This window comes from Staphylococcus coagulans (genome assembly GCF_022557135.1).
Classification (GTDB): domain Bacteria; phylum Bacillota; class Bacilli; order Staphylococcales; family Staphylococcaceae; genus Staphylococcus; species Staphylococcus coagulans.
Genome location: NZ_CP092966.1, coordinates 1,613,095 through 1,636,056, shown reverse-complemented (window position 1 = coordinate 1,636,056; position 22,962 = coordinate 1,613,095). Strand labels below are relative to the sequence as shown.

Below are 22,962 nucleotides of genomic sequence, written 5' to 3'. Positions count from 1 at the left end.
TATGAGTAAAGTTACAGAGCAAGTTGAAACAATAATACAATCTGTCCTTGACGAATTAAATTTTGAATTAGTTGATGTTGAGTTTACAAAAGAGGGTAAAGATCATTATTTGCACATTGCAATTGATAAGCCAGGCGGTGTGGATTTAAATGATTGTACATTAGCTTCTGAACGTATTAGTGAGGTCATGGATGCAAATGATCCAATCCCACAAGCTTATTATTTAGACGTTGCGTCACCAGGTGCTGAAAGACCAATTAAAAATGAAAAAGATTTTCAAAATGCGATAAATCAACCTGTATTTGTGTCGCTTTATGCACCAATTGAAGGTGAAAAAGAATGGTTAGGACGATTGGAATCCGTTTCTGATGAAGCGATTGAAATCGAAGTGAAAATTAAATCTAAAACAAAAACGGTCACAATTCCACGTGATAAAGTTGCAAAAGCACGCCATGCAGTCATGCTTTAAATGTGAGGAGGAAAATGAGTGAAAAGTAATGAATTATTGTTAGCAACGGAATATTTAGAGAAAGAAAAGAAGATTCCAAGAGCGGTATTAGTAGATGCAATTGAAGCTGCTTTAATTACAGCTTATAAAAAGAATTATGATAGTGCGCGTAACGTACGTGTCGAACTTAATTTGGACAGTGGGACTTTCCGTGTCATTTCACGTAAGGAAGTTGTTGAAGAAGTATTTGATGACCGTGAAGAAATCGACTTGTCAACTGCATTAGTTAAAAATCCAGCATACGAAGTAGGGGACATTTATGAAGAAGATGTAACACCGAAAGACTTTGGACGTGTAGGTGCACAAGCAGCGAAACAAGCTGTGATGCAACGTTTACGTGACGCAGAACGCGAAATTTTATATGAAGAATTTATTGATAAAGAAGAAGACATTATGACAGGTGTTATTGACCGTGTCGATCATCGCTATGTTTACGTTAATTTAGGACGTACTGAAGCAGTGTTATCTGAAGCAGAACGTAGCCCTAATGAATCTTATGTACCGAATGCACGCATTAAAGTTTATGTAAACAAAGTTGAGCAAACGACAAAAGGACCACAAATTTTTGTTTCTAGAAGTCATCCCGGTTTGTTAAAACGTTTATTCGAGCAAGAAGTACCTGAAATCTTTGAAGGTACTGTTGAGGTTAAATCTGTTGCACGTGAAGCGGGAGACCGATCTAAAATTAGTGTTTACTCAGAAAACCCTGACATTGATGCAGTGGGTGCTTGTGTTGGTGCTAAAGGTGCGCGTGTAGAAGCGGTTGTAGAAGAACTCGGTGGAGAAAAAATTGATATCGTACAATGGAGTGACGATCCTAAAGTATTTGTTAGAAATGCTTTAAGTCCATCTCAAGTAATCGATGTTATTGTTGACGAAGAAAATCAATCTACAACGGTCATTGTTCCAGATTATCAATTATCTCTTGCTATTGGGAAACGTGGACAAAATGCACGTCTTGCCGCGAAATTGACTGGCTGGAAAATTGATATTAAATCTGAATCAGATGCGAAAGAACTTGGTATCGGTGAAGCAAACGATACTGTTTCAGAATCAAATCATGTTGAAGATGAACAGCATGACGATGTTTTGGTTGATTTAGAGGATGAAAGCAACGAAAAATAGGAGGGATTTTGAATGAAAAAGAGAAAAATTCCTATGAGAAAGTGTATCTTATCAAATGAAATGAAACCTAAAAAAGATATGATCCGCGTCGTGCAAAATAAAGAAGGCGAAATATCTGCAGATGCAACTGGAAAGTTACCAGGCCGTGGCGCTTATGTTTCAAAAGATATTGCGCTAATAGAACAGGCACAACAAGCACAAAAGTTAGAACAATTTTTTAAAGCGTCTCAAGAAACGTTAGAGCCAGTATATAAAGAAATTATTCGTCTAATTTATAGAGAAGAGATACCTACCAAATGAATCAACAACAAATTTTGAATTTCTTAGGCTTAGCGATGCGTGCAGGTAAAGTAAAAACGGGTGAGTCTGTTATTCTTGCTGAACTAAAAAAGCATCGATTAAAGCTTGTTTTAATTGCGAGTGATGCATCAGATAACACTAAAAACAATCTGATAAATAAGTGTCATAGTTATCAAACACCATATCGAATCATCAGCCATCGTGATGATTTAGGCGACGCATTGGGCAAAAGTGCACGTGTTAATATTGGTATCACTGATCAAGGATTTGCAAAAAAGTTGATGTCAATGATAGATGAATAATGTTAGGAGTGGTTTAATGGGTAAACAAAGAATTTATGAGTATGCAAAAGATTTAAATATAAAAAGTAAAGATGTGATTGATGAGTTGAAAAAAGAGGGCGTAGAAGTATCGAATCATATGCAAACTTTAGAAGATGATCAAGTTAAATCATTAGATAAAGTTTTCAAAAAAGATCAAGCACAAAAGGATACAAAATCGCAAAAAAATACTCAATCAAATCACAAAAACCAAAAACAAGGTAAAAACCAAAAAGGTAAACCAAACCAGCAACAAAAACAAAATAAAAAGAATAATAAAGGTTCTAAAAATAATAAACAAAACAAAAAGAATCAAAAAGTACAACAACCAAGTGAACCTAAAGAAATGCCATCTAAAATTACGTATACTGAAGGTATTACAGTTGGAGAATTAGCTGACAAATTAGGTGTAGATTCATCTGAGATTATTAAAAAATTATTCTTGCTAGGCATTATGGCCAACATTAACCAATCGTTAGATGTTGAAGCTTTAGAGCTTGTTGCATCAGATTATGGTGTGGAAATAGAAGAAGAAGTCATTGTAGATGATAATGATCTTTCTATTTACTTTGATGACATTGAAGAAGACGAAAATGCTACAGTAAGACCTGCAGTTGTTACAATCATGGGCCACGTTGACCATGGGAAAACAACTTTATTAGACTCGATTCGTCACACGCGTGTCACTGAAGGTGAAGCGGGAGGTATTACGCAACACATTGGTGCCTACCAAATAGAAAACAATGGTAAAAAGATTACTTTCCTTGATACACCTGGACATGCCGCATTTACGACAATGCGTGCACGTGGCGCCCAAGTGACAGATATTACTATTTTAGTTGTTGCTGCAGATGACGGTGTTATGCCACAAACGATTGAAGCGATTAATCACGCTAAAGAAGCAGATGTGCCAATTATTGTTGCAGTAAACAAAATTGATAAACCAACTGCAAACCCTGATCGCGTTATGCAAGAATTAACAGAATATAATTTAATTCCTGAAGACTGGGGTGGCGATACGATTTTTGTACCGCTATCAGCATTAAGTGGCGAAGGTATTGATGATTTACTCGAAATGTTAATTTTAGTATCTGAAGTCCAAGAATTAAAGGCGAATGCTAACAAACCAGCAGTTGGAACAGTGATTGAAGCGGAGTTAGACAAATCTCGTGGTCCAGCAGCGTCATTACTCGTTCAAAACGGAACATTACATGTAGGTGATGCATTAGTCGTTGGTAATACACACGGTAAAGTGAGAGCAATGGTTAATGATTTAGGTAAACGAATCAAATCTGCTGGCCCTTCTACACCAGTTGAAATTACAGGATTAAACGATGTACCACAAGCAGGTGACCGTTTTGTTGTCTTTAAAGACGAGAAGAAAGCGCGTCGTATTGGTGAAGCGCGTGAACAAGAAAGCATTTTACAACAACGTCAAGAAAGCAAAAATGTCTCCCTTGATAATTTATTTGAACAAATGAAACAAGGTGAAATGAAAGACTTAAACGTAATTATTAAAGGTGACGTACAAGGGTCTGTTGAAGCTTTAGCCGCTTCATTAATGAAAATTGATGTGGAAGGCGTAAATGTGCGTATTATCCACACTGCTACGGGCGCTATTAACGAATCCGACGTAACGTTGGCTAATGCTTCAAACGGTATTATCATCGGTTTCAACGTACGTCCTGATGCAGGTGCAAAACGTGCGGCTGATGCTGAAAATGTAGATATGCGTCTACACCGCGTTATTTATAATGTTATTGAAGAAATTGAAGCAGCAATGAAAGGTATGCTTGATCCAGAATTCGAAGAAAAAGTCATTGGTCAAGCAGAAGTGCGTCAAACATTTAAAGTTTCTAAAGTGGGTACAATTGCCGGAAGTTATGTGACAGAAGGTAAAATCACACGTGATTCAAGTGTCCGCATTATTCGTGACGGGGTTGTCCTATTTGAAGGTGAATTAGATACTTTAAAACGTTTTAAAGACGATGCAAAAGAAGTGGCCCAAGGTTATGAATGTGGTATCACGATTGCAAAATTTAATGATATTAAAGAAGGCGATATTATTGAAGCTTTCGTAATGGTAGAAGTCGAAAGATAGGAATATCAACGGTTTCAAGAACTTTTTGACTTATTAAAGAAGTAGTAGTTTTGACGTGAAAAAATACACATTTCCATGTTTTTGTGATAAATTTTAACATGGTAAACACTACCAGTCGAATAAATAAAGAAAGCATATGTGTTAAATACCTTTTTAAAATCTTCATTTGATATTTTACCAATCACAAAAAATGCCTCCATTCAACTTTTCACTTTATGTGTCCGGTGTAATGGGGGCATATCATTTCTTCTGATAAAAGTAGTTGAATCACATTGTAGTACTTATCAACTTTTGAAGTTCTTTTTCGAGAACTTGACGGTGTGAAACCTTTTAAGTATTTGTCGATTGTCCGTCTATCTTTACCAAGATCACGAGCTAACTTACTTTTATTGATTTTCATTTTTGCACTCTCCATCATTTCTTTCAGTTTTGGTAAGTCTTGAAAGGCTTGAAAGGCTTGTAATTTTAATTTCTGTATCTATTTTGACTGTATAGTTCATAATTTCAGCTCAATCAAACTATGATTAAAACAGTCGTTTTTGTACATACTTATTCAAGCGAGAGTGTACATTTTTAAATTAGCATTTATAATAGGTATGGAAATAGAAAATATTGGTGTAAAGGTTTCTATGTAGATATGGTTGGCTGATTTTCTCAGTGCCCTTATAAGGGCTGGTCAGTAACAGAAGCTTTCAGCCGAAGAACAAACCACCCGTTCACACGGGTGGTTTTGATTTAAATCTATGTTTATACAATATAAGAGAAAAATATTATTTTATAGGAAGGTGAGGCTCATGGATAGAGCAATACGTATCGTTAATGCTCTGAACTATTTATTTTTAATTTTAGGAATAGTTATTTGTTTAATTTTTACGAAAAGTGTTGGAGACTTATTGATTTATTTTGGCGCAACATCATTAGCTGCTGGTGTATTTTCTGGTTGGCATATTAGCGCCGCAGATACAAAACTGAGAAAAGTTGGGTTAACGTGGTTTATAGTAAATATGGTTAATTTATTTGTTTTGATACCATTGATTATTTTTTTACTATTTTTCGGATTAGGATACTTTTCAGGGAGCAGATAATATGAATAAAATTAATAAAATACTTTTTTCTTTTATCTCTTTGATATTATGTTTTACTTTTATTGTGGAACCAGTTAGCGCAAAGCAAACAGTAATTGACGACGCATAGATAAAAAAGACTAAGAACTTTATGCTGAAATAATACAAGAAATAAACGATATGGAAAAATACATATCTCAAAATAGTTTGGGAGATAAATATGTAAATGAGGATTTGGTTGCTAAAGACAATTTATCAAAGCAAAAGAGAGATTTGCTTAAAGAAATGGTTTTAAGTTACAATCAGATGGCTAGCGATAACCAACAAACAAATTACGCATTTATCAAATATCACGGCAGATAAAGAAAAGCGTAGAGGTGATTCGATCACGAATCATCTCTACGCTATTATTTTGGGATTTATGTCCCAGGCTCTTTTCGATATTATATAGAACGTAAAAAGATAACGAGAATCAGTACCACGTTCATGAGTGATTTGTATTTACTCTTTGATTTCATCTATATTCTTAATAAATCCTTTTATGTTTCGCATATAACCGTCTTTCCAATAGTCTACGGAAACGTAAAAATTGTTGTATATAGCAAACTGAATTTGTTGATTTAAATGTAACACTTGTTCATCAGTCAGCAATGGCTTATGTACTTTATTTTGATTTTCTTCATACTCACTTATCAGTCTGTATTGGTCAGGTATAGTCTTAAAGGGATGCCATTTAACCATACCTCGACCCTTAGATATTCTGGGGTTAAGATATCGTCTCGGTATTTTTCTGTAATCAGTTTCATATTGATATTCTGGTGGTAAGTTTTTATCAATCATGGTGGCACCTCAGAATATATTATAGAACTTAAGTTCGATTTACGCAAAATGAAAATAACTAATTGTGATACACCACGTTAAAATTAGTTTTTACTTGTAAATTATTAAAAACAACTAAAAATAATTATTTATTTGTGATAGAAATCACTGAAATGAATTTAAATAAATGGGATAATTTATTTAGGTGGTAAACAATGAAAAGTAAAAAAATGGTAATTTTGGAAGTTGTAACTGCTTCATGTACAACTATCTTTTTGTTTGTTGTTTTTGCTACAGTGTTTTCAATATTATTGGGGCAAAGACTTGAATATATTTCTGGTACTTCCTTGTCAATGCTGTTGGTTTTCTTGTTATTACCGACATTGACATATAGAAAGTTCAATTTGCCTATTAAATTTTTTAACAATGTGTTTAACTGGAAATATTTAGTGAGATTAATCTTTTATATTACATTGATTTTTTTGAATTATCAAAATATAGAATTTCTGGTTGCCATGTTAATAGTAGGTTTGTCAGAGGAGTTTTTCTACAGAAAGATTATTTTAGGTAGATTACTAGAAATTTTCAATGTCTCTACTTCATTAATAATTTCTTCACTCTTGTTCGCAGTTATTTTACATAACTCAGAAAGTTTTATTATAAATATCACATTACGCATGTTTTTAGGTTTAATTTTAGGGGCTATTGCTTACAAAACTAAAGATATTAAAGACACAGTATTTATACATACAATATACAATCTACTAGTTTAAGGAGGATTTTAAAATGAATAAAATTATAATTATGTATGGGATAATGATTGCGCTAATAGCGATAAATATTTCCATATTTCCCAGCTTAAATGTCTTTACTTTTATGTTGATGTTAATAATTATACCTTTGGTGGTTATTATTGTTTTTAATATTTTAATTTTTAGCTCAGAAAAAATAAATCATGTAGCTTTAATTTTAAACACAGTGATTTCAACAGCTTTGCTAAATATTCCTAGCGTGATAAAAAATGACGACATAGCCAAAGTCATAGAAAACTCAAAAAATATACTTTCTGCCGATGTAAAAGTTAGTAATCAATCAAACTCACCATTTCAACTATTTTTTTCATATTTAATACTGTTAGGTATTACTATCGGTATATCTTATTTCGGAATAAACATGCGTGCTAAAAAGATGAGAAAAAGAGGGGAAGATTATGGTCGTTAAACTAAACAAAAATGTCAAACTTCAAACTGTAAATGAGATCCCGATGCTTTTCAATTTGGGTAATAGCTTGATAATAGGGCTTGATAATGAGGGATATTCTTTTATAAAAGGAATGCCATATGAAAAAGAAGAGTTGAATGGGTTTAGCGATAATATTAATTTTCTATTTAAACATATGGAAGGTAATGGCTTTCTTGACGATTATGAGTGTGAAGACGATAACTCTGTTGGTTCAGCGTATTTACATGTAACAAACAGATGTAATTTAAATTGTGTAGGCTGCTACTCAATGAATGACAGCAGAAACATTGCTAAAGACAAAAGTTTAGCTTTCATTAAGAAAGAAGTAGACGAATTAGTAAGACACAATGTGAAGACAATAGTAATATCCGGGGGAGAAACTTTAATTAGAAAAGATATTGTAGATATTTGTAAGTATATAAAAGATAGAGAAGTCAAAGAGTTAATTCTGATTACAAATGGAACTATAGTGAATAATCACGTACTTAAACATCTTAATAAATATGTTGATGAGATTTCAGTCTCTATAGATACTTTTGATAATAAAACAAAGGGATATATTCGTGATGACGGTATTCATGACCGAATAATTAAGAATATAAATAAATTTTTAGAGCACGATTTTAAAGTTAATATACTTCCTACTATACATCAAAAAAATGTAAAGGATATGTATAAATTTAAAGAATTAGCAGATAGGCTTGGTGTTAGTATATCTTTTAGTATGATAACAACTGACAACTCAAATCAATACAGCTCATTAATTTTTAATAAAGAAGGTTTGAATGATTTGTCTATTGCTTTATCAGAACTAAATGGTGTTACTTGTGATGTTAATGCTTATAAAAGTTTAGAAACTAATAAGTCTTGTGGTGTAGGCGATGGAGTTATTGCAATTAGCTCAGATGGAGACATTTATCCATGTCATATGCTTATGTTGGAAGGTATGATCTTAGGCAATTTGAAAGATATTACCTTATCTGATGCAATAGAATCTCAACAAAACTCATTTTTCAAAAACTACATTGTAGACGACTTAAAAGGCTGTAAAAACTGTAATGTAAGGTATTTATGTGGTGGAGGTTGTAGAGCAAGAGCATACTTACATACAGGTGAAAAAGATGGTAAAGACCCTTATTGTGGTTTTTATTATAAATTTTATAACAACTTAATTAAGGAGTTAGAAGAAGCACTATAGGAGGTGATACTATGCTATTTTGTACGAAATTATTTAGTAACAAAAAAGGTTGTGCATCTGGTGGCGTTATAGGAATTTGTATTTCCGCAGGTAAAAATATTAAATCGTGGAGTATTTAAAAGTTTAAAAAGTGAGTGTGCTTTGTGCGCCTCACTTTTTTTAAGAGGTGAGAAAAATGTTGAAAATTACAAATTTAAGTGTTAGTTTTTCAAAAAAAAATATACTAAAGAATATAAATCTAAATGTGAAAACAGGAGAAATAGTTGGGTTAATAGGAAACAATGGAACAGGGAAAACAACACTAATGAAAGCGATACTCGGACTAATAAATTATAATGGTAAAATAGAATTTCAAGGAAGCACAACTTTTCAAAAAAATTCAGTTGAAATGCAACGTATTGGAATGTTGTTACAAGAAGATACATATTTGAATTTAAATGCAATACAAACTTTGAGAATGATTGATATATTAAATAATGCTAGTTTTAAAGAAAAATATACAAGCATTTTAGATGAATATAATTTACCTTATAAAAGAAAAGTTAAAAATTTCTCTTTTGGTATGAAACAAAGATTAAGATTAGCTATAGTTCTAAATTACCCTTATGATTTATTGATTTTAGATGAACCATACGTAGGTTTAGACCCAATAGGAGTCTTAAAACTACAAGAAAGACTGATTGATTTAAGGAATCAAGGTGTGACAATAATAATTTCAAGTCATCAATTATCAGAGATAGATGGCATGTGTGATAGATTTGTTTACTTATCAGATGGAAAATTAACTGAAACAAAAAAATTAATCTCTAAAAAAATTATTTTGACGTATGAAACATTTGATAGCCTAGAACAAATAAAAAGTAGAAAAGGAGTTATTATTAATAACAACGAACTGATATTAAACAATGACACTGAACTGCTGTATGAAGTATTGTCAAAGTTTAAAAAAGAAGAAATGAAAAAAATTGATTTAAAAATCAATCAATACATCGAATAGCAGGAGGTATTCATTATGTTAAAACTCTTACGTTTTGAACTCAATAAGATGGAACATAGTTTAATAACCTTATTTTTACTTTTAATATTACTTTATCCTATTGTTTGGGGGATTATTATAAAAAGTAACCCTAGTTGGCTACAAATAGGAGGGAAAGTTGGAATTACAACTTTTATATTAACAATGGTTCAACTACTTTTTACTTTCAAATTGCACTATATTTTTATTTTGTTCGTATATTCGCAGTTTACAAACCATATCGTGGGAGGACAAATAATATATGAACTTGTACGATTCCCTAATAGAGTTATAAATATAACTGTGAAAATGGTTTTATTAATACTGATACCTTTTTTCTTTGTAACTATATTCAATCTTATTTCGTTTTTAGCGTATAAATTATTTGTAAAAAATAGTGATATTTATTTAACAGATAAATTTGAAAAAGGTGATTTTTCAGAAATACTGACTCAATCATTTTTCATAGTATTATATTTAATTGTTTTAATGCTAACAATGGTTTTAATATCATTATTTATTAAATCATTTAGTAGTGTTATAGTTGTAATAGTAATTGATATAATTATGTCTGTTTTTCTTAGTATAAAGGATTTAAAAATTTATTTACCTAATTTTGTAGCTTTAAATAGTAATATAGAAGAAATAAGTCGTTTTAATTTGTATATGAACGGTGCAATTGTGTTATCTATTATAGTATTATTGTTTTTATTTATAGTGTTTCGTTACAAAAGATTTAACACATAAGGGGGATTAAATGGGTGCCTTATTAGAATTTATTACAGTTGCCGGTGATACATTAAAATTAAACAAATCGCAAGAAGTTAAATTTGATAATGATGTGATAATAGCTGTAGATGAAGGGGTGTTATTTGTAAAACATTATTATAATAACGGTGAAAGTAGGATAATAAACGTTCTAAAATCAGGCTCAGTACAATATATTGAAAGTTCTTATATGTCAATAAAAGCTAAAAGTAAAATGCGCATGAAAATTATCAACAAAGACTTTTTCAACAGGAATGCAGGAGTAGAAAGTAAAAAAGATTTACGACAGTTGATAACAATTCTTTATTCAAGAATGAACATGACAATAAGAGATACATCTTTTCAAGAGAAGAGTTTAAACTTAATTGCTTGTTTGGTAAAACTTGCAAATACATTTGGATTAGAAAAAGAAAACGGAATATTAATTGATTTAGATTTGACACATAAAGAATTAGCAGAACTATCTATGTTGACTAGAGAAACAGTTAGTAGGAATATGAAGAAATTGTATGCTGATAAATTACTAATCTATAAAAGTAAAAAAATATTCATTTTAAATTTAGAGTGTTTGAGAAGTAAGTTGAAATGTGAAAATTGCCCTAGTATATACTGCGCTTATGGTTAAGTAAGTGCAGTTTTTACGTGAGAAAATAAATTAAAACAAAGACTAACAAGCTGAAAGGATAAATGTAAAATAAATTATAATAAATGAAGGAAGTAAAAACGACGAACAAATAGCATGATAATGTATAAATGAGTTATAGCAATACGCTTTTCTGTTTGTTTAATATGTTTACAATACAGGAAAGTGTATTTTTTAATGTGGAAGTTCAAGTCTGACTTTAGTGCAGAATATAAAAGATGACCTACTATCTATTTCAAGGCAGACTAGGGCGATGGTAAACTAGATTGACGCATATTTAGGATGTCCTTTATAATGTGTAAATGAGGAAAACGCTACGAATAAAGTGAAAGGAGGCATAACTATGAATATGAGAGCAGAACGTGTTGGTGAACAGATGAAAAAAGAGTTAATGGACATTATCAATAACAAATTGAAAGATCCAAGAGTTGGATTTTTAACAATTACTGATGTTCAACCTACAAATGATTTATCATTAGCAAAAGTTTATTTGACTGTTTTAGGCAATGATAAAGAACGTGAAGATACTTTTAAAGGTCTTGAAAAAGCAAAAGGTTTTATTAAATCAGAAATTGGTCAACGTATGCGACTTAGAATTGTACCCGATTTGCAATTTGAATATGACGCATCCATTGAATACGGTAATCGTATTGAGCAGTTGATTCAAGATTTAAACAAGAGAGATTAACAGCATGCGCTAGAATACGTAGCCTGATTTTCTGAAGGGATCAACGTATTCTAGTTTTTTTGTGAAAAGGAGTAGATGAAATGTACCACGGCATTTTACCAGTAAATAAGCCACGCGGATTAACCAGTCACGATGTCGTTTTTAAGTTGCGTAAAATTCTAAATACAAAGAAAATCGGCCATACTGGCACATTAGATCCTGAAGTGGATGGTGTTTTGCCCGTTTGTATTGGACAAGCCACAAAGGTCAGTGACTATGTCATGGAAATGGGTAAAACGTATCATGCTGAGGTCACGCTCGGTTTATCCACAACGACTGAAGATCAAACTGGTGATGTATTAGAGCAAGTTAGATTACAACCATCCGATATTAATGCTAAGCAAATTGATAAAGTTTTGCAAAAATTTGAAGGTTGGACGACACAGATTCCTCCGATGTATTCTTCAGTAAAAGTAAACGGAAAAAAACTCTATGAGTATGCAAGAAAAGGTGAAACCGTAGCGCGACCGGAAAGAAAAATTTATATTGAACACATTGCACGGTTGTCAGAGTTGCATTTTGAAGATGGAATGATACGTTTTGAAATTGAAGTGACATGTGGTAAAGGAACGTATATCCGTACACTAGCTACAGATATTGGAAAAGCATTAAATGTCCCAGCACATATGTCACGTCTGACCCGAACGGTGAGTGGTGGTTTATCTTTAGAACAAGCCTTAAGTTTGAGTGAAATTGAAATGCTACATGAAGAAGAACGTTTACAAGAAAAACTGTTGCCGATCATCTATGGTCTGAAAGCTTTACCTATATATCAAGTCATGGATGAAGTTTTAAAATTAAAAATTAAAAATGGACAGAAGTTTTTAAAAAATGCATTTGATGTTTCTTTTGACTCCCAAATTGTTATGATAGATGGTGAAACAGGTCGTGTTATGGCCATTTATGAAAGACATCCATCTCGTCAAGAGGAAATAAAGCCTAAAAAGGTTTTTAATTAAAGGAGATTATCGATTATGGAAGTTATTGAAATTACACATCCCATCCAACCTAACCAATATATACAAGAAGATATTGCGTTGGCTTTGGGATTTTTTGATGGCCTACACCGTGGTCATCAAGCACTTTTAGAACAATTAGAAGCGACTGCAAAAGAAAAGGGACTCAAAAAAGCGGTTATGACATTTGATCCACATCCATCAGTTGTATTGAATCCAAAACAAAAAAGAACTACTTATTTAACCCCTTTAGATGACAAAGTTGCTTTATTGGGCGAATATGATATTGATTACTGTCTCGTGGTTAACTTTTCATCTCGTTTTGCAGAAGTATCGCCTGATGAATTTGTTCAGTCTTATTTAGTAAAAAATCATGCACGCGCAATTATTGCAGGCTTTGACTTTACATTTGGTAAATATGGCAAAGGGAACATGGCGATGATGCAAGAATATCAATCGCAATTCGAATGTATTACAGTAGGAAAAAAAGAATTGAATGATGAGAAAATATCAACGACTGCTATACGAAACGCGTTAAAATCAGGTGATTTAGCAAAGGCTAATGAACAACTTGGATATCGTTATCGTATTAAAGGAACAGTTGTTCAAGGAGAAAAACGAGGCAGAACGATTGGTTTTCCAACTGCCAATATTGAACCGAGTGATGATTACGTTCTTCCTACAAAAGGCGTTTACGCAGTGAGTCTAGTCATTGGTTCGAAAGAAAAAGTGTATAGAGGGGTATGCAATATTGGTGTGAAACCTACATTTCACGAAGATTTGCCTCAAGTCGTTATTGAAGTAAATATTTTTGATTTTGAAGAAAATATTTATGGTGAACGTGTCACTATTTATTGGCATCATTTTATTCGACCAGAGCTGAAATTTGATGGCATAGACCCGCTTGTTGCCCAAATGAATCAGGATAAAGAACGTGCAAAATATTTATTGGCTGTTGATTTTGACGATGAAGTATCTTATAATAGTTAAGTCTATTGATATTAGGATAGAGACCTTTATCTTGGTAGGTTGAGACTCCGACGCCTGACTCAGATAGAGGCACAATTAAAAATTAAAGGAGGAAATTGACAAATGGCAATTTCACAAGAACGTAAAAATGAATTAATTAAAGAATATCGTACACACGAAACAGATACAGGTTCACCTGAAGTACAAATCGCTGTATTAACTGCAGAAATCAGTGCATTAAACGATCACTTACGTATTCACAAAAAAGACCACCACTCACGTCGTGGTTTATTAAAAATGGTTGGCCGTCGTCGTCACTTATTAAACTACTTACGTGACAAAGACATCCAACGTTACCGTGAATTAATTAAATCATTAGGTATCCGTCGCTAATTTTAGAGAGTTAAATTAAGACGAATCAATGGGGCTGGGACAATTATCGTACCCGGCTCTTTTTTTTACTATTAAATGGCAAAAATGTAAGCTATAATATTGATAGTAAAAGGGTACGAAATGTAAAGAGGTAGGAGAGGAGATTTATCATGTCTCAAGAAAAAAAGGTTTTCAAGACGGAATGGGCAAACCAACCGTTAACAATAGAAACTGGACAATTGGCGAAACAAGCAAATGGTGCTGTACTCGTTCGATACGGTGATACCGTTGTACTATCTACAGCAACAGCTTCAAAAGAGCCACGTGATGGTGACTTTTTCCCGTTGACTGTTAATTATGAAGAAAAAATGTATGCGGCTGGGAAAATTCCGGGTGGATTTAAAAAAAGAGAAGGACGTCCAGGTGATGAAGCTACATTAACTGCACGTTTAATTGATCGTCCGATACGACCATTATTTCCTGATGGCTATCGTCATGATGTCCAAATCATTAACACAGTATTAAGTGCAGATCCAAATTGTTCTCCTGAAATGGCAGCAATGATTGGTTCTTCAATGGCACTGAGTGTTTCTGACATCCCATTTCAAGGTCCTATCGCAGGGGTAAATGTCGGATTAGTAGATGGCCAATATGTCATCAATCCAAACTTAGAGCAAAAAGCAGTATCACGTCTAGACTTAGAAGTTGCAGGCCATAAAGATGCTGTTAACATGGTTGAAGCAGGTGCAAGTGAGATTACTGAAGCTGAGATGCTAGAAGCGATATTATTTGGTCACGAAGAGATTAAACGCTTATGTGCATTTCAAGAAGAAATCATTGCACATTTACAACCAGAAAAACAAGAATTTATTCCAGAAGAAAAAAATCAAACGCTTATTGATTCTGTAACTGAAATGACTCAAAATGAAGGACTAAATCAAGCGATTCAAACGGTTGAAAAACAAGAGCGCGAAGAAAACCTTGATACGATTAAAGAACGTGTCCTTGCAAACTTTGAAGACGAAGAAGATCCTGAAAATGAGGCTTTATTAAAAGAAGTTAATGCGATTATTAATACGTTAATCAAAGAAGAGGTAAGAAGATTAATTGCGGACGAAAAAATCCGTCCAGATGGTCGTAAGCCAGATGAGATTCGACCTTTATCATCAGAAGTTGGTTTATTACCACGTGCCCATGGATCTGGCTTGTTTACACGAGGTCAAACACAAGCGTTATCTGTTTTAACACTAGGTTCAATTTCAGAATATCAAATCATTGATGGTTTGGGTGAAGAAGAGCATAAACGTTTTATGCATCATTATAACTTCCCGAACTTCTCTGTAGGTGAAACAGGTCCTGTTCGAGCACCGGGGAGACGTGAAATTGGTCATGGTGCTTTAGGTGAACGTGCATTGAGATATATCATTCCAGATGAAAAAGATTTCCCATACACTGTGCGTATTGTAAGTGAAGTTTTAGAATCTAATGGTTCTTCATCACAAGCTTCTATTTGTGGTTCTACTTTAGCTTTAATGGACGCAGGAGTGCCGATTAAAGCACCAGTTGCAGGTATTGCAATGGGTCTTGTCACACGTGATGATCAATATACGATTTTAACGGATATCCAAGGCATGGAAGATGCTTTAGGTGATATGGACTTCAAAGTAGCGGGAACGACTGAAGGTATCACAGCGATTCAAATGGATATTAAAATAGATGGTTTAACTAAAGAAGTGATTGAAGAAGCGCTTGAACAAGCACGTAAAGGACGTTTAGCGATTTTAGATCATATGATGCAAACCATCAATCAACCTAGAACAGAACTAAGTGCTTATGCACCTAAAGTTGAAACAATGCAAATTAAGCCTGAAAAAATTCGAGACGTAATTGGACCAGGCGGTAAACAAATCAATGAAATTATTGATGCGACGGGTGTTAAATTAGATATTGAACAAGATGGTACAGTATTTATAGGCTCAACGGAACAAGATATGATCAATCAAGCGCGTAGTTGGATTGAAAATATTGTGAGAGAAGCAGAAGTCGGACAAATTTACGATGCAAAAGTTAAACGTATTGAGAAATTTGGCGCTTTTGTTGAGTTATTCCCAGGTAAAGATGCTTTAGTTCATATTTCTCAAATTTCAAACGAGCGTATTAATAAAGTAGAAGATGTATTAAAAATCGGCGATACATTAAATGTAAAAGTGACTGAAATTGACAAGCAAGGCCGTGTGAATGCATCTCATAAAGTGTTAATTTCACAATAAGTTTTTAGAAATACATTGGTGTGTCAAACCACCAACGTCGTTTCTGTTTAGCGAACCCCTAAAGCTGAAGTGCATAATTTTAGCTTTAGGGGTATTTATATTACATCGAAAAAACAACTTAAAGTAACTATGGGTGAAATCATTGATAGCGCTAACTTGATCAAAAGCAAATACAAACACCAACGCTGTAATGATTTTAAAAACATTTCGATGACAACATACGTTATGCTTGATGGGTTCAGTGGCAGAAAGCAAATCATTTTCTGTTCCACTCGTAACACTTTAATAGTGTACAGAGTTTGTATAATCAACTATAATAAAATATGAATGTAAAATGGACGGGCTATATATTGAGTAGGAGGTAAAATTTTGAATTTAGTAAAAAAGAAAAATAAAGATATACGAATCATACCGCTAGGTGGTGTAGGAGAAATTGCCAAAAACATGTATATCATTGAAGTCGATGATGAAATGTTTATGTTAGATGCAGGATTAAAGTTTCCTGAAGATGAAATGTTAGGTATCGATATAGTGATTCCTGATATTCAATATGTATTAGAAAATAAACATAAATTAAAAGGTATTTTTCTAACACATGGTCATGAACATGCGATTGGCGCGGTTTCATACGTATTAGAACAAGTAGACGCACCGGTATATGGTTCGAAATTAACAATAGGACTTGTAAAAGAAAACTTAAAAGCACGTCAAATTAATAAAAAAATTAGATATTATGTAGTTAATAATGAATCGGTGATGCGTTTTAAAGGTGTAAATGTGACATTTTTCAACACAACACATAGTATTCCGGATAGTTTAGGTGTATGTATCCATACATCTTACGGTGCAATTGTTTATACAGGTGAATTTAAGTTTGATCAGAGTTTACATGGCCAATATGCCCCGGATATGAAAAAGATGGCAGAAATCGGCGAAAATGGTGTCTTTGCACTTTTAAGTGACTCCACTGAAGCGGAAAAACCAGGTTATAATACGCCAGAAAACGTCATTGAAAGCCATATGTTTGATGCATTTGCAAAAGTAAAAGGGCGTTTAATTGTCTCATGTTATGCTTCTAACTTTATTCGTATACAACAAGTTTTAAATATTGCGAGCAAATTAAATAGAAAAGTATCATTTTTAGGCCGTTCATTAGAAAGTTCATTTAGCATTGCTCGTAAAATGGGATATTTTAATATTCCAAAAGACTTGTTAATACCGATAAGTGAAGTCGAAAACTATCCTAAAAACGAAGTCATAATTATTGCAACAGGTATGCAAGGTGAGCCAGTTGAAGCGTTGAGTCAGATGGCACGCCAAAAACATAAAATCATGAATATTGAAAAAGGCGATTCAGTCTTTTTAGCTATTACAGCTTCTGCCAATATGGAAGTGATTATCGCAAATACACTTAATGAGTTAGCGCGTGCGGGTGCATATGTGATTCCAAATAATAAAAAAATTCACGCTTCAAGTCATGGTTGCATGGAAGAATTAAAATTAATGTTAAACATGATGAAGCCGGAATATTTTATACCGATTCAAGGTGAGTTTAAAATGCAAATTAGTCACGCTAAACTCGCTAGTGAATCAGGCGTCAACCCAGAAAAGATATTTTTAGCTGAAGCTGGAGATGTTATTTATTTTGATGGGGAAGACATGGCATTAAATGAAAAAGTTAATGCTGGTAATGTTCTAATCGACGGTATCGGTGTTGGAGATGTCGGAAATATTGTTTTACGCGATAGACATTTGTTAGCAGAGGATGGTATTTTTATTGCTGTCGTAACACTTGATCCAAAGAAACGACGCATTGCAGCCGGTCCAGAAATTCAATCAAGAGGTTTCGTTTATGTTCGTGAAAGTGAAGCTTTATTAAAAGAAGCAGAAGATAAAGTGCGTGAAATTGTGGAAGCGGGATTACAAGAGAAACGTATTGAGTGGTCTGAAATGAAACAAAACATGAGAGATCAGGTAAGTAAACTGCTCTTTGAAAGCACACGAAGACGTCCAATGATTATTCCTGTGATTTCAGAAATATAAACGTTTAAACCAGTGTGATGTTCAAACAAGAAAACGAATCTTACTCTTTGAAATACTCGCATTTTAAAGAGTAGATTCGCTTTTTTCATCATACAGGTATTTTACATATTTAATAGAAAGTAGAAGGTGACGATGAATGCCGCAAACGAAAAAACGAAAATCACAAACGTCTCGCAGCAAGAAACGAACTTCTAAAAAAAAGCAAAACGATACACCACTCAGATTTATTTTGTCTATTGTTTTTGTAGTTATTTTAACTTTAGGTATTTTTCAATTAGGATTAGTGGGTATTGCAATTGATAGCTTTTTTAATTATCTGTTTGGCGTAACACGTTATCTGACCTATCTATTGTTATTACTAGGGACAGGTTTTTTTGCTTATAATGGAAAGTTACCTAAAACAAGAAGGCTAACGGGGTCAATCATTTTACAAATTGCACTATTATTTGTAGCCCAATTGCACTATATGATGATTGGGGATGCAGCAGCGAGACGTCAGCCTGTTTTATCTTATATATACCACACATATGAGAAGGATGGTTTTAACTATTTTGGTGGCGGTTTGCTTGGCTATATGTTTATTCATATTTTAACGCCATTGATTTCTATCGTAGGTATCGTCATATTCACATTAATATTATTAATTTCGAGTGTCGTTTTGTTATTGAAAAAACGTCATAGAGATGTGGCAAAGATTGGATTAGAAAATATTAAACAGACGACAACACATGCGTATGATCGTTATGGTCATCATCGAGAGCAACGACGCTTACAAAAGCAAGAGAAAAAAGAACAAAAACGACTTGCTGATGTACAATCCAAAAATGAACAAATCAAAGACGTATCTGATTTTCCAGAGGTTTCGTCAGCAGAAGATGAAATACAAACAGATTATCCTTCAATTCCAATTTTAGGACATAAAACGGCTTCGAATGTCGGGCATCAAACATCTAAAAATGAACAAGAAAACAACACAAAATCTAATCCAATTCAACGGATTAATCAGGCAGATGAAAATGTTGACATCCCTTCAGACCAAACAGATGCTGAAGGCAGTATATCTGAAGCGGGCGAGGTGGCCAATCATGCGTATGAACTTCCGCCGCTTTCTTTATTAGATGCCCCAAAACAACAACAGACGACTTCAAAAGCAGAAGTCCAACGAAAAGGAAGATTGTTAGAAACAACTTTGAAAAATTTTGGTGTCAATGCGAAAGTGACGCAAATTAAAATCGGTCCAGCTGTGACACAATATGAGGTACAGCCTGCACAAGGTGTGAAAGTAAGTCGAATCGTTAATTTACATAACGATATCGCTCTAGCATTAGCGGCAAAAGATATTCGAATTGAGGCACCTATCCCAGGAAAATCGGCTGTCGGTATTGAAGTACCTAATAATAAAATTGCGTTGGTAACTTTAAAAGAAGTATTAGATGAAAAATTCCCAACACAAAATAAATTAGAAGTAGCATTAGGCCGTGATATATCTGGAGAACCGATTACTGCAGAACTTAATAAAATGCCACACTTATTAGTCGCAGGTTCAACAGGAAGTGGGAAATCGGTTTGTATCAATGGCATCATCACAAGTATTTTATTGAATGCAAAGCCACATGAAGTAAAACTTATGATGATTGATCCAAAAATGGTAGAATTAAATGTATACAATGGAATTCCTCATTTATTAACTCCCGTTGTAACTAACCCACATAAAGCGGCACAAGCATTAGAAAAAGTGGTTGGAGAAATGGAAAGAAGATATGATTTATTCCAACATTCAGGTACACGTAATATTGAAGGTTACAACGCATTAATGAATCAAAAAAATAATGAGTTGGATGAAAAAGAACCATTATTACCCTATATTGTCGTAATTGTAGATGAACTTGCAGATTTGATGATGGTAGCAGGTAAAGATGTTGAAACGGCTATTACACGCATCACACAAATGGCGCGTGCAGCTGGTATTCATCTCATTATAGCGACACAACGACCTTCAGTAGATGTCATTACAGGTTTAATAAAAAATAACATTCCATCACGTATCGCGTTTGCGGTGAGCTCTCAAACGGACTCACGAACAATTATCGATAGTGGTGGCGCGGAAAAACTGCTCGGTAAAGGGGACATGTTATTTATTAAAAATGGTGGCTCTACGCGTACGCGCGTGCAAGGTGCATTTTTAAGTGACAATGAAGTGCAAAAAATCGTTTCATACGTCGTCGCACAACAAAAAGCGAATTACGTTAAAGAGATGGAGCCAGATGCACAAGTGGATGAAGCGGATATGGAAAGTGATGATCCATTATACAAAGATGCTTATTTATTTGTTATTGAGCAACAAAAAGCAAGTACCTCGTTATTACAACGCCAGTTTCGAATTGGTTATAATCGAGCATCGAGAATCATGGATGATCTAGAACGAAATCAGGTCATCGGACCACAAAAGGGGAGCAAGCCAAGACAAATTTTAGTTGATTTAAATGATGGAGAGGTGTAAGACATGTCGGTAAATCCTGACGTTAATATTGTGAAAGAATGGATACTTAAAGAAATTGAAGAAGAGCGCATTAAACCTGGTGAATCTTTACCGGGTTTATTGGCACTTGCACGTAAATGTAATGTAAAGACAGATGACGTTCAGGTTGCGATTCATGAACTCGTCACTGAACAAATTGTCACACAAAATTTTGAAGAGGGCGCAAGAGTTAAAGTACCTCAGCCGTTCTTTTATCCTTTAGATGAATTAATGAGTATTGGACGCATGATATCTGATAAAGGTTATGAAAATGGTACCGTCTTTTTAAGCCTCGATGAAGAAGAAGCATCGCTTGATGATTGTAAAGTGATGAACCTCGAACCTAAATCACAAATTACTGTTGTTGAACGTATTCGAACGGCTAATGGTCACCCAGTTGTCTATTGTTTAGACAAGGTGGCAACAAATGTATTTGAACATTTTGGGACGCATAATCAACAGACTTCTATTTTGAAAGCGGTTGAGACAGTGAGTCAAAAGAAAATTGCTTATGCAGAAACTGAGATGGAAGCGATTAGTTACGAACCTTATATCTCAGATGCCCTTGAGTCAGACCCGCAAGATGGATTAATGCTTTTACGCCAAGTTCATTTCACTGAAGACGGCACACCTATTTTATACTCTTTAAACTATTTCAAGAGTAGCCTTGTGAAGTTTCGGACGATAAGAAAACGTCTATAACATAATAATTATAGTTTTTTAAAAGGAGGAGTTGCTTTGAAACAGCTTCAACAAGAACCATCAAATTCAATTTTTGTCATGTCAACGCACAAATTTAAAACGACGACAGTGACTTTTAAATTTATGGCGCCATTAGATGTTGAAACGATGACACAACGTGCATTATTGAGTAAATTATTAGTTCGCGCGACACAAAACTATCCTACTGATAAAGCATTTAACCAATATTTGTCAGAATTATACGGTGCTTATGTGAATAGCTATGTATCTAAATATAAAGATCGACATGTGATCACCATCAGTTTAGAAATCGTGAATGAACGTTACCTATTAGATGATGAGCCTTTATTTGAAAAAAGTGTCGCTTTATTAAAAGAGGTCATTTTAAATCCGTTTGTTTCTCATGAAGCTTTTAATGAAAACTTTCTAGCGCAAGAAAAGCGTTTATTAAAGAAAAAACTTAAAGCCATTGAGGACAATAAATCACAACTTGCATACTTGCAGTTACTTAAACATATGTTTGGTGATCATCCTTATCGTTATATGGCGGCAGGAGAGCTTGCAAATATTGATGACATATCAGCAACAGATATTTATCATACATATCAATCTATGCTAGAAAATGATTACTGCTCAGTTTACGTCGTAGGTAACGTAGATGAAGAAGCTACAGTACAACATATTCAATCTGAGTTCAATATTCAACCTTTTACATATGCGTCAACTTCATTTGGTCAAGATATAAACCAAGATCAACCTGTAAAGGAAATCGTTGAAACTGATCAAGTCGATCAAGCCAAATTAAATATAGGATTTAGATTTCCAACCCAATACGGTGAGCCTGATTATTACACGCTTATTGTTTTTAATATGATGTTTGGTGGCGATCCTTCGTCTGTATTATTCAATGAAGTGCGTGAACAAAAAAGTTTAGCCTATTCCATCCATTCGCAAATAGACGGTAAAAATGGCTTCTTATTTGTATTAAGTGGCGTTTCAGTTGATGATTATGAACTCGCAAAAGAAACGATTATCGAAGCATTCAATAGATTCAAGTCAGGAGATTTTACGGAAGATAAAATGGCATTGGCCAAAAAAATTATTTTATCGAATCGTAAAGAAGCAAAAGACCGACCTAAGCATATGATTGAAACGATGCATAACCAATTGTTACTTAAAGAACCGGAAAGTGAGTCTCAATTTGAATCTCGCATTCAAGCGGTGACACGTCAAGATGTTCAACGTCTATGTCAAAATGCACATTTAGATACCATTTATATTTTGACAAAGGGGGAAGCTTAA

23 protein-coding genes are annotated in these 22,962 nt (G+C 33.7%); 22 read left to right on the top strand and 1 reads right to left on the bottom strand.

Features of this window, described 5'->3' with window-relative positions; translation table 11 throughout:
* Position 1: 1 nt before the first annotated feature.
* The 7 genes from rimP (at position 2) to KM149_RS07805 (ending at position 5,781) form a co-directional block, all read left to right on the top strand.
* Complete coding sequence (gene rimP, locus KM149_RS07835) at positions 2 to 469, top strand: ribosome maturation factor RimP (RefSeq protein WP_241415276.1); 468 nt, start codon at positions 2 to 4, stop codon at positions 467 to 469.
* Between the two features lie 18 nt (positions 470 to 487).
* Positions 488 to 1,633: a transcription termination factor NusA gene (gene nusA, locus KM149_RS07830; protein WP_050332196.1), complete on the top strand. Its 1,146-nt coding sequence runs from the start codon at positions 488 to 490 to the stop codon at positions 1,631 to 1,633.
* 12 nt (positions 1,634 to 1,645) lie between these two features.
* Positions 1,646 to 1,933: an RNase P modulator RnpM gene (rnpM, locus tag KM149_RS07825; protein ID WP_016424922.1), complete on the top strand. Its 288-nt coding sequence runs from the start codon at positions 1,646 to 1,648 to the stop codon at positions 1,931 to 1,933.
* Entirely contained in the window at positions 1,930 to 2,235 is a 306-nt protein-coding gene (locus tag KM149_RS07820; RefSeq protein WP_016424923.1) for a L7Ae/L30e/S12e/Gadd45 family ribosomal protein, read from the top strand. The genes rnpM and KM149_RS07820 overlap by 4 nt, the downstream gene beginning before the upstream one ends.
* Before the next feature lie 16 nt (positions 2,236 to 2,251).
* Complete coding sequence (gene infB / locus KM149_RS07815; protein ID WP_214970405.1) at positions 2,252 to 4,354, top strand: translation initiation factor IF-2; 2,103 nt, start codon at positions 2,252 to 2,254, stop codon at positions 4,352 to 4,354.
* Between the two features lie 794 nt (positions 4,355 to 5,148).
* Complete coding sequence (locus tag KM149_RS07810) at positions 5,149 to 5,439, top strand: hypothetical protein (RefSeq protein WP_206167716.1); 291 nt, start codon at positions 5,149 to 5,151, stop codon at positions 5,437 to 5,439.
* 159 nt (positions 5,440 to 5,598) lie between these two features.
* Positions 5,599 to 5,781 carry a hypothetical protein gene (locus KM149_RS07805; protein WP_050331186.1) on the top strand — a complete coding sequence of 61 codons (183 nt, stop codon included), beginning with the start codon at positions 5,599 to 5,601 and terminating at the stop codon, positions 5,779 to 5,781.
* Positions 5,782 to 5,919: 138 nt separating this feature from the next.
* Here KM149_RS07805 and KM149_RS07800 read toward each other — a convergent pair whose 3' ends face one another.
* Positions 5,920 to 6,258: a YolD-like family protein gene (locus tag KM149_RS07800; protein WP_214970408.1), complete on the bottom strand. Its 339-nt coding sequence runs from the start codon at positions 6,256 to 6,258 to the stop codon at positions 5,920 to 5,922.
* 194 nt (positions 6,259 to 6,452) lie between these two features.
* Here KM149_RS07800 and KM149_RS07795 point away from each other — a divergent pair, with 194 nt between their 5' ends.
* The 15 genes from KM149_RS07795 (at position 6,453) to yfmF (ending at position 22,962) form a co-directional block, all read left to right on the top strand.
* Complete coding sequence (locus KM149_RS07795) at positions 6,453 to 7,010, top strand: CPBP family intramembrane glutamic endopeptidase (protein WP_214970411.1); 558 nt, start codon at positions 6,453 to 6,455, stop codon at positions 7,008 to 7,010.
* A 13-nt stretch (positions 7,011 to 7,023) separates the two neighbouring features.
* Entirely contained in the window at positions 7,024 to 7,458 is a 435-nt protein-coding gene (locus KM149_RS07790; protein WP_165545717.1) for a hypothetical protein, read from the top strand.
* Positions 7,448 to 8,677 (top strand): radical SAM/SPASM domain-containing protein, encoded by a 1,230-nt coding sequence (locus KM149_RS07785; protein ID WP_165545718.1) that lies wholly within the window; start codon positions 7,448 to 7,450, stop codon positions 8,675 to 8,677. The genes KM149_RS07790 and KM149_RS07785 overlap by 11 nt, the downstream gene beginning before the upstream one ends.
* Before the next feature lie 175 nt (positions 8,678 to 8,852).
* On the top strand, positions 8,853 to 9,674 hold the full coding sequence (locus KM149_RS07780) for an ABC transporter ATP-binding protein (protein WP_165545719.1): 822 nt from the start codon (positions 8,853 to 8,855) through the stop codon (positions 9,672 to 9,674).
* Between the two features lie 15 nt (positions 9,675 to 9,689).
* Positions 9,690 to 10,439, top strand: a complete 750-nt coding sequence (locus KM149_RS07775) for a hypothetical protein (protein ID WP_050345724.1) — start codon at positions 9,690 to 9,692, stop codon at positions 10,437 to 10,439.
* 10 nt (positions 10,440 to 10,449) lie between these two features.
* Complete coding sequence (locus tag KM149_RS07770; protein WP_165545721.1) at positions 10,450 to 11,085, top strand: Crp/Fnr family transcriptional regulator; 636 nt, start codon at positions 10,450 to 10,452, stop codon at positions 11,083 to 11,085.
* A 361-nt stretch (positions 11,086 to 11,446) separates the two neighbouring features.
* Complete coding sequence (gene rbfA, locus KM149_RS07765; RefSeq protein ID WP_050331176.1) at positions 11,447 to 11,791, top strand: 30S ribosome-binding factor RbfA; 345 nt, start codon at positions 11,447 to 11,449, stop codon at positions 11,789 to 11,791.
* A gap of 80 nt (positions 11,792 to 11,871) precedes the next feature.
* A complete protein-coding gene (gene truB / locus KM149_RS07760; RefSeq protein WP_050345722.1) occupies positions 11,872 to 12,789 on the top strand; it encodes a tRNA pseudouridine(55) synthase TruB in 918 nt (305 codons plus the stop codon).
* Positions 12,790 to 12,804: 15 nt separating this feature from the next.
* A complete protein-coding gene (ribF, locus tag KM149_RS07755) occupies positions 12,805 to 13,776 on the top strand; it encodes a riboflavin biosynthesis protein RibF (protein WP_016424927.1) in 972 nt (323 codons plus the stop codon).
* Positions 13,777 to 13,878: 102 nt separating this feature from the next.
* Positions 13,879 to 14,148: a 30S ribosomal protein S15 gene (rpsO, locus tag KM149_RS07750; RefSeq protein ID WP_016424928.1), complete on the top strand. Its 270-nt coding sequence runs from the start codon at positions 13,879 to 13,881 to the stop codon at positions 14,146 to 14,148.
* A gap of 149 nt (positions 14,149 to 14,297) precedes the next feature.
* Complete coding sequence (gene pnp / locus KM149_RS07745) at positions 14,298 to 16,397, top strand: polyribonucleotide nucleotidyltransferase (protein WP_050331174.1); 2,100 nt, start codon at positions 14,298 to 14,300, stop codon at positions 16,395 to 16,397.
* A 369-nt stretch (positions 16,398 to 16,766) separates the two neighbouring features.
* Positions 16,767 to 18,440: a ribonuclease J2 gene (gene rnjB / locus KM149_RS07740; RefSeq protein WP_241415275.1), complete on the top strand. Its 1,674-nt coding sequence runs from the start codon at positions 16,767 to 16,769 to the stop codon at positions 18,438 to 18,440.
* A 136-nt stretch (positions 18,441 to 18,576) separates the two neighbouring features.
* Positions 18,577 to 20,940 carry a DNA translocase FtsK gene (locus tag KM149_RS07735; RefSeq protein ID WP_182280790.1) on the top strand — a complete coding sequence of 788 codons (2,364 nt, stop codon included), beginning with the start codon at positions 18,577 to 18,579 and terminating at the stop codon, positions 20,938 to 20,940.
* A gap of 3 nt (positions 20,941 to 20,943) precedes the next feature.
* Positions 20,944 to 21,660, top strand: a complete 717-nt coding sequence (locus KM149_RS07730) for a GntR family transcriptional regulator (protein WP_165544933.1) — start codon at positions 20,944 to 20,946, stop codon at positions 21,658 to 21,660.
* Between the two features lie 36 nt (positions 21,661 to 21,696).
* A complete protein-coding gene (gene yfmF / locus KM149_RS07725; RefSeq protein ID WP_425353674.1) occupies positions 21,697 to 22,962 on the top strand; it encodes an EF-P 5-aminopentanol modification-associated protein YfmF in 1,266 nt (421 codons plus the stop codon).

Bases quoted from the DNA above. Each gene is read 5' to 3' on its own strand.
- rimP (WP_241415276.1), top strand. From the start codon at position 2: ATGAGTAAAGTTACAGAGCAAGTTGAAACAATAATACAATCTGTCCTT.
- rnpM (WP_016424922.1), top strand. From the start codon at position 1,646: ATGAAAAAGAGAAAAATTCCTATGAGAAAGTGTATCTTATCAAATGAA.
- KM149_RS07820 (WP_016424923.1), top strand. From the start codon at position 1,930: ATGAATCAACAACAAATTTTGAATTTCTTAGGCTTAGCGATGCGTGCA.
- infB (WP_214970405.1), top strand. From the start codon at position 2,252: ATGGGTAAACAAAGAATTTATGAGTATGCAAAAGATTTAAATATAAAA.
- KM149_RS07810 (WP_206167716.1), top strand. From the start codon at position 5,149: ATGGATAGAGCAATACGTATCGTTAATGCTCTGAACTATTTATTTTTA.
- KM149_RS07805 (WP_050331186.1), top strand. From the start codon at position 5,599: ATGGAAAAATACATATCTCAAAATAGTTTGGGAGATAAATATGTAAAT.
- KM149_RS07800 (WP_214970408.1), bottom strand. From the start codon at position 6,258: ATGATTGATAAAAACTTACCACCAGAATATCAATATGAAACTGATTAC.
- KM149_RS07795 (WP_214970411.1), top strand. From the start codon at position 6,453: ATGAAAAGTAAAAAAATGGTAATTTTGGAAGTTGTAACTGCTTCATGT.
- KM149_RS07790 (WP_165545717.1), top strand. From the start codon at position 7,024: ATGAATAAAATTATAATTATGTATGGGATAATGATTGCGCTAATAGCG.
- KM149_RS07785 (WP_165545718.1), top strand. From the start codon at position 7,448: ATGGTCGTTAAACTAAACAAAAATGTCAAACTTCAAACTGTAAATGAG.
- KM149_RS07780 (WP_165545719.1), top strand. From the start codon at position 8,853: ATGTTGAAAATTACAAATTTAAGTGTTAGTTTTTCAAAAAAAAATATA.
- KM149_RS07775 (WP_050345724.1), top strand. From the start codon at position 9,690: ATGTTAAAACTCTTACGTTTTGAACTCAATAAGATGGAACATAGTTTA.
- KM149_RS07770 (WP_165545721.1), top strand. From the start codon at position 10,450: ATGGGTGCCTTATTAGAATTTATTACAGTTGCCGGTGATACATTAAAA.
- rbfA (WP_050331176.1), top strand. From the start codon at position 11,447: ATGAATATGAGAGCAGAACGTGTTGGTGAACAGATGAAAAAAGAGTTA.
- truB (WP_050345722.1), top strand. From the start codon at position 11,872: ATGTACCACGGCATTTTACCAGTAAATAAGCCACGCGGATTAACCAGT.
- ribF (WP_016424927.1), top strand. From the start codon at position 12,805: ATGGAAGTTATTGAAATTACACATCCCATCCAACCTAACCAATATATA.
- rpsO (WP_016424928.1), top strand. From the start codon at position 13,879: ATGGCAATTTCACAAGAACGTAAAAATGAATTAATTAAAGAATATCGT.
- pnp (WP_050331174.1), top strand. From the start codon at position 14,298: ATGTCTCAAGAAAAAAAGGTTTTCAAGACGGAATGGGCAAACCAACCG.
- KM149_RS07735 (WP_182280790.1), top strand. From the start codon at position 18,577: ATGCCGCAAACGAAAAAACGAAAATCACAAACGTCTCGCAGCAAGAAA.
- KM149_RS07730 (WP_165544933.1), top strand. From the start codon at position 20,944: ATGTCGGTAAATCCTGACGTTAATATTGTGAAAGAATGGATACTTAAA.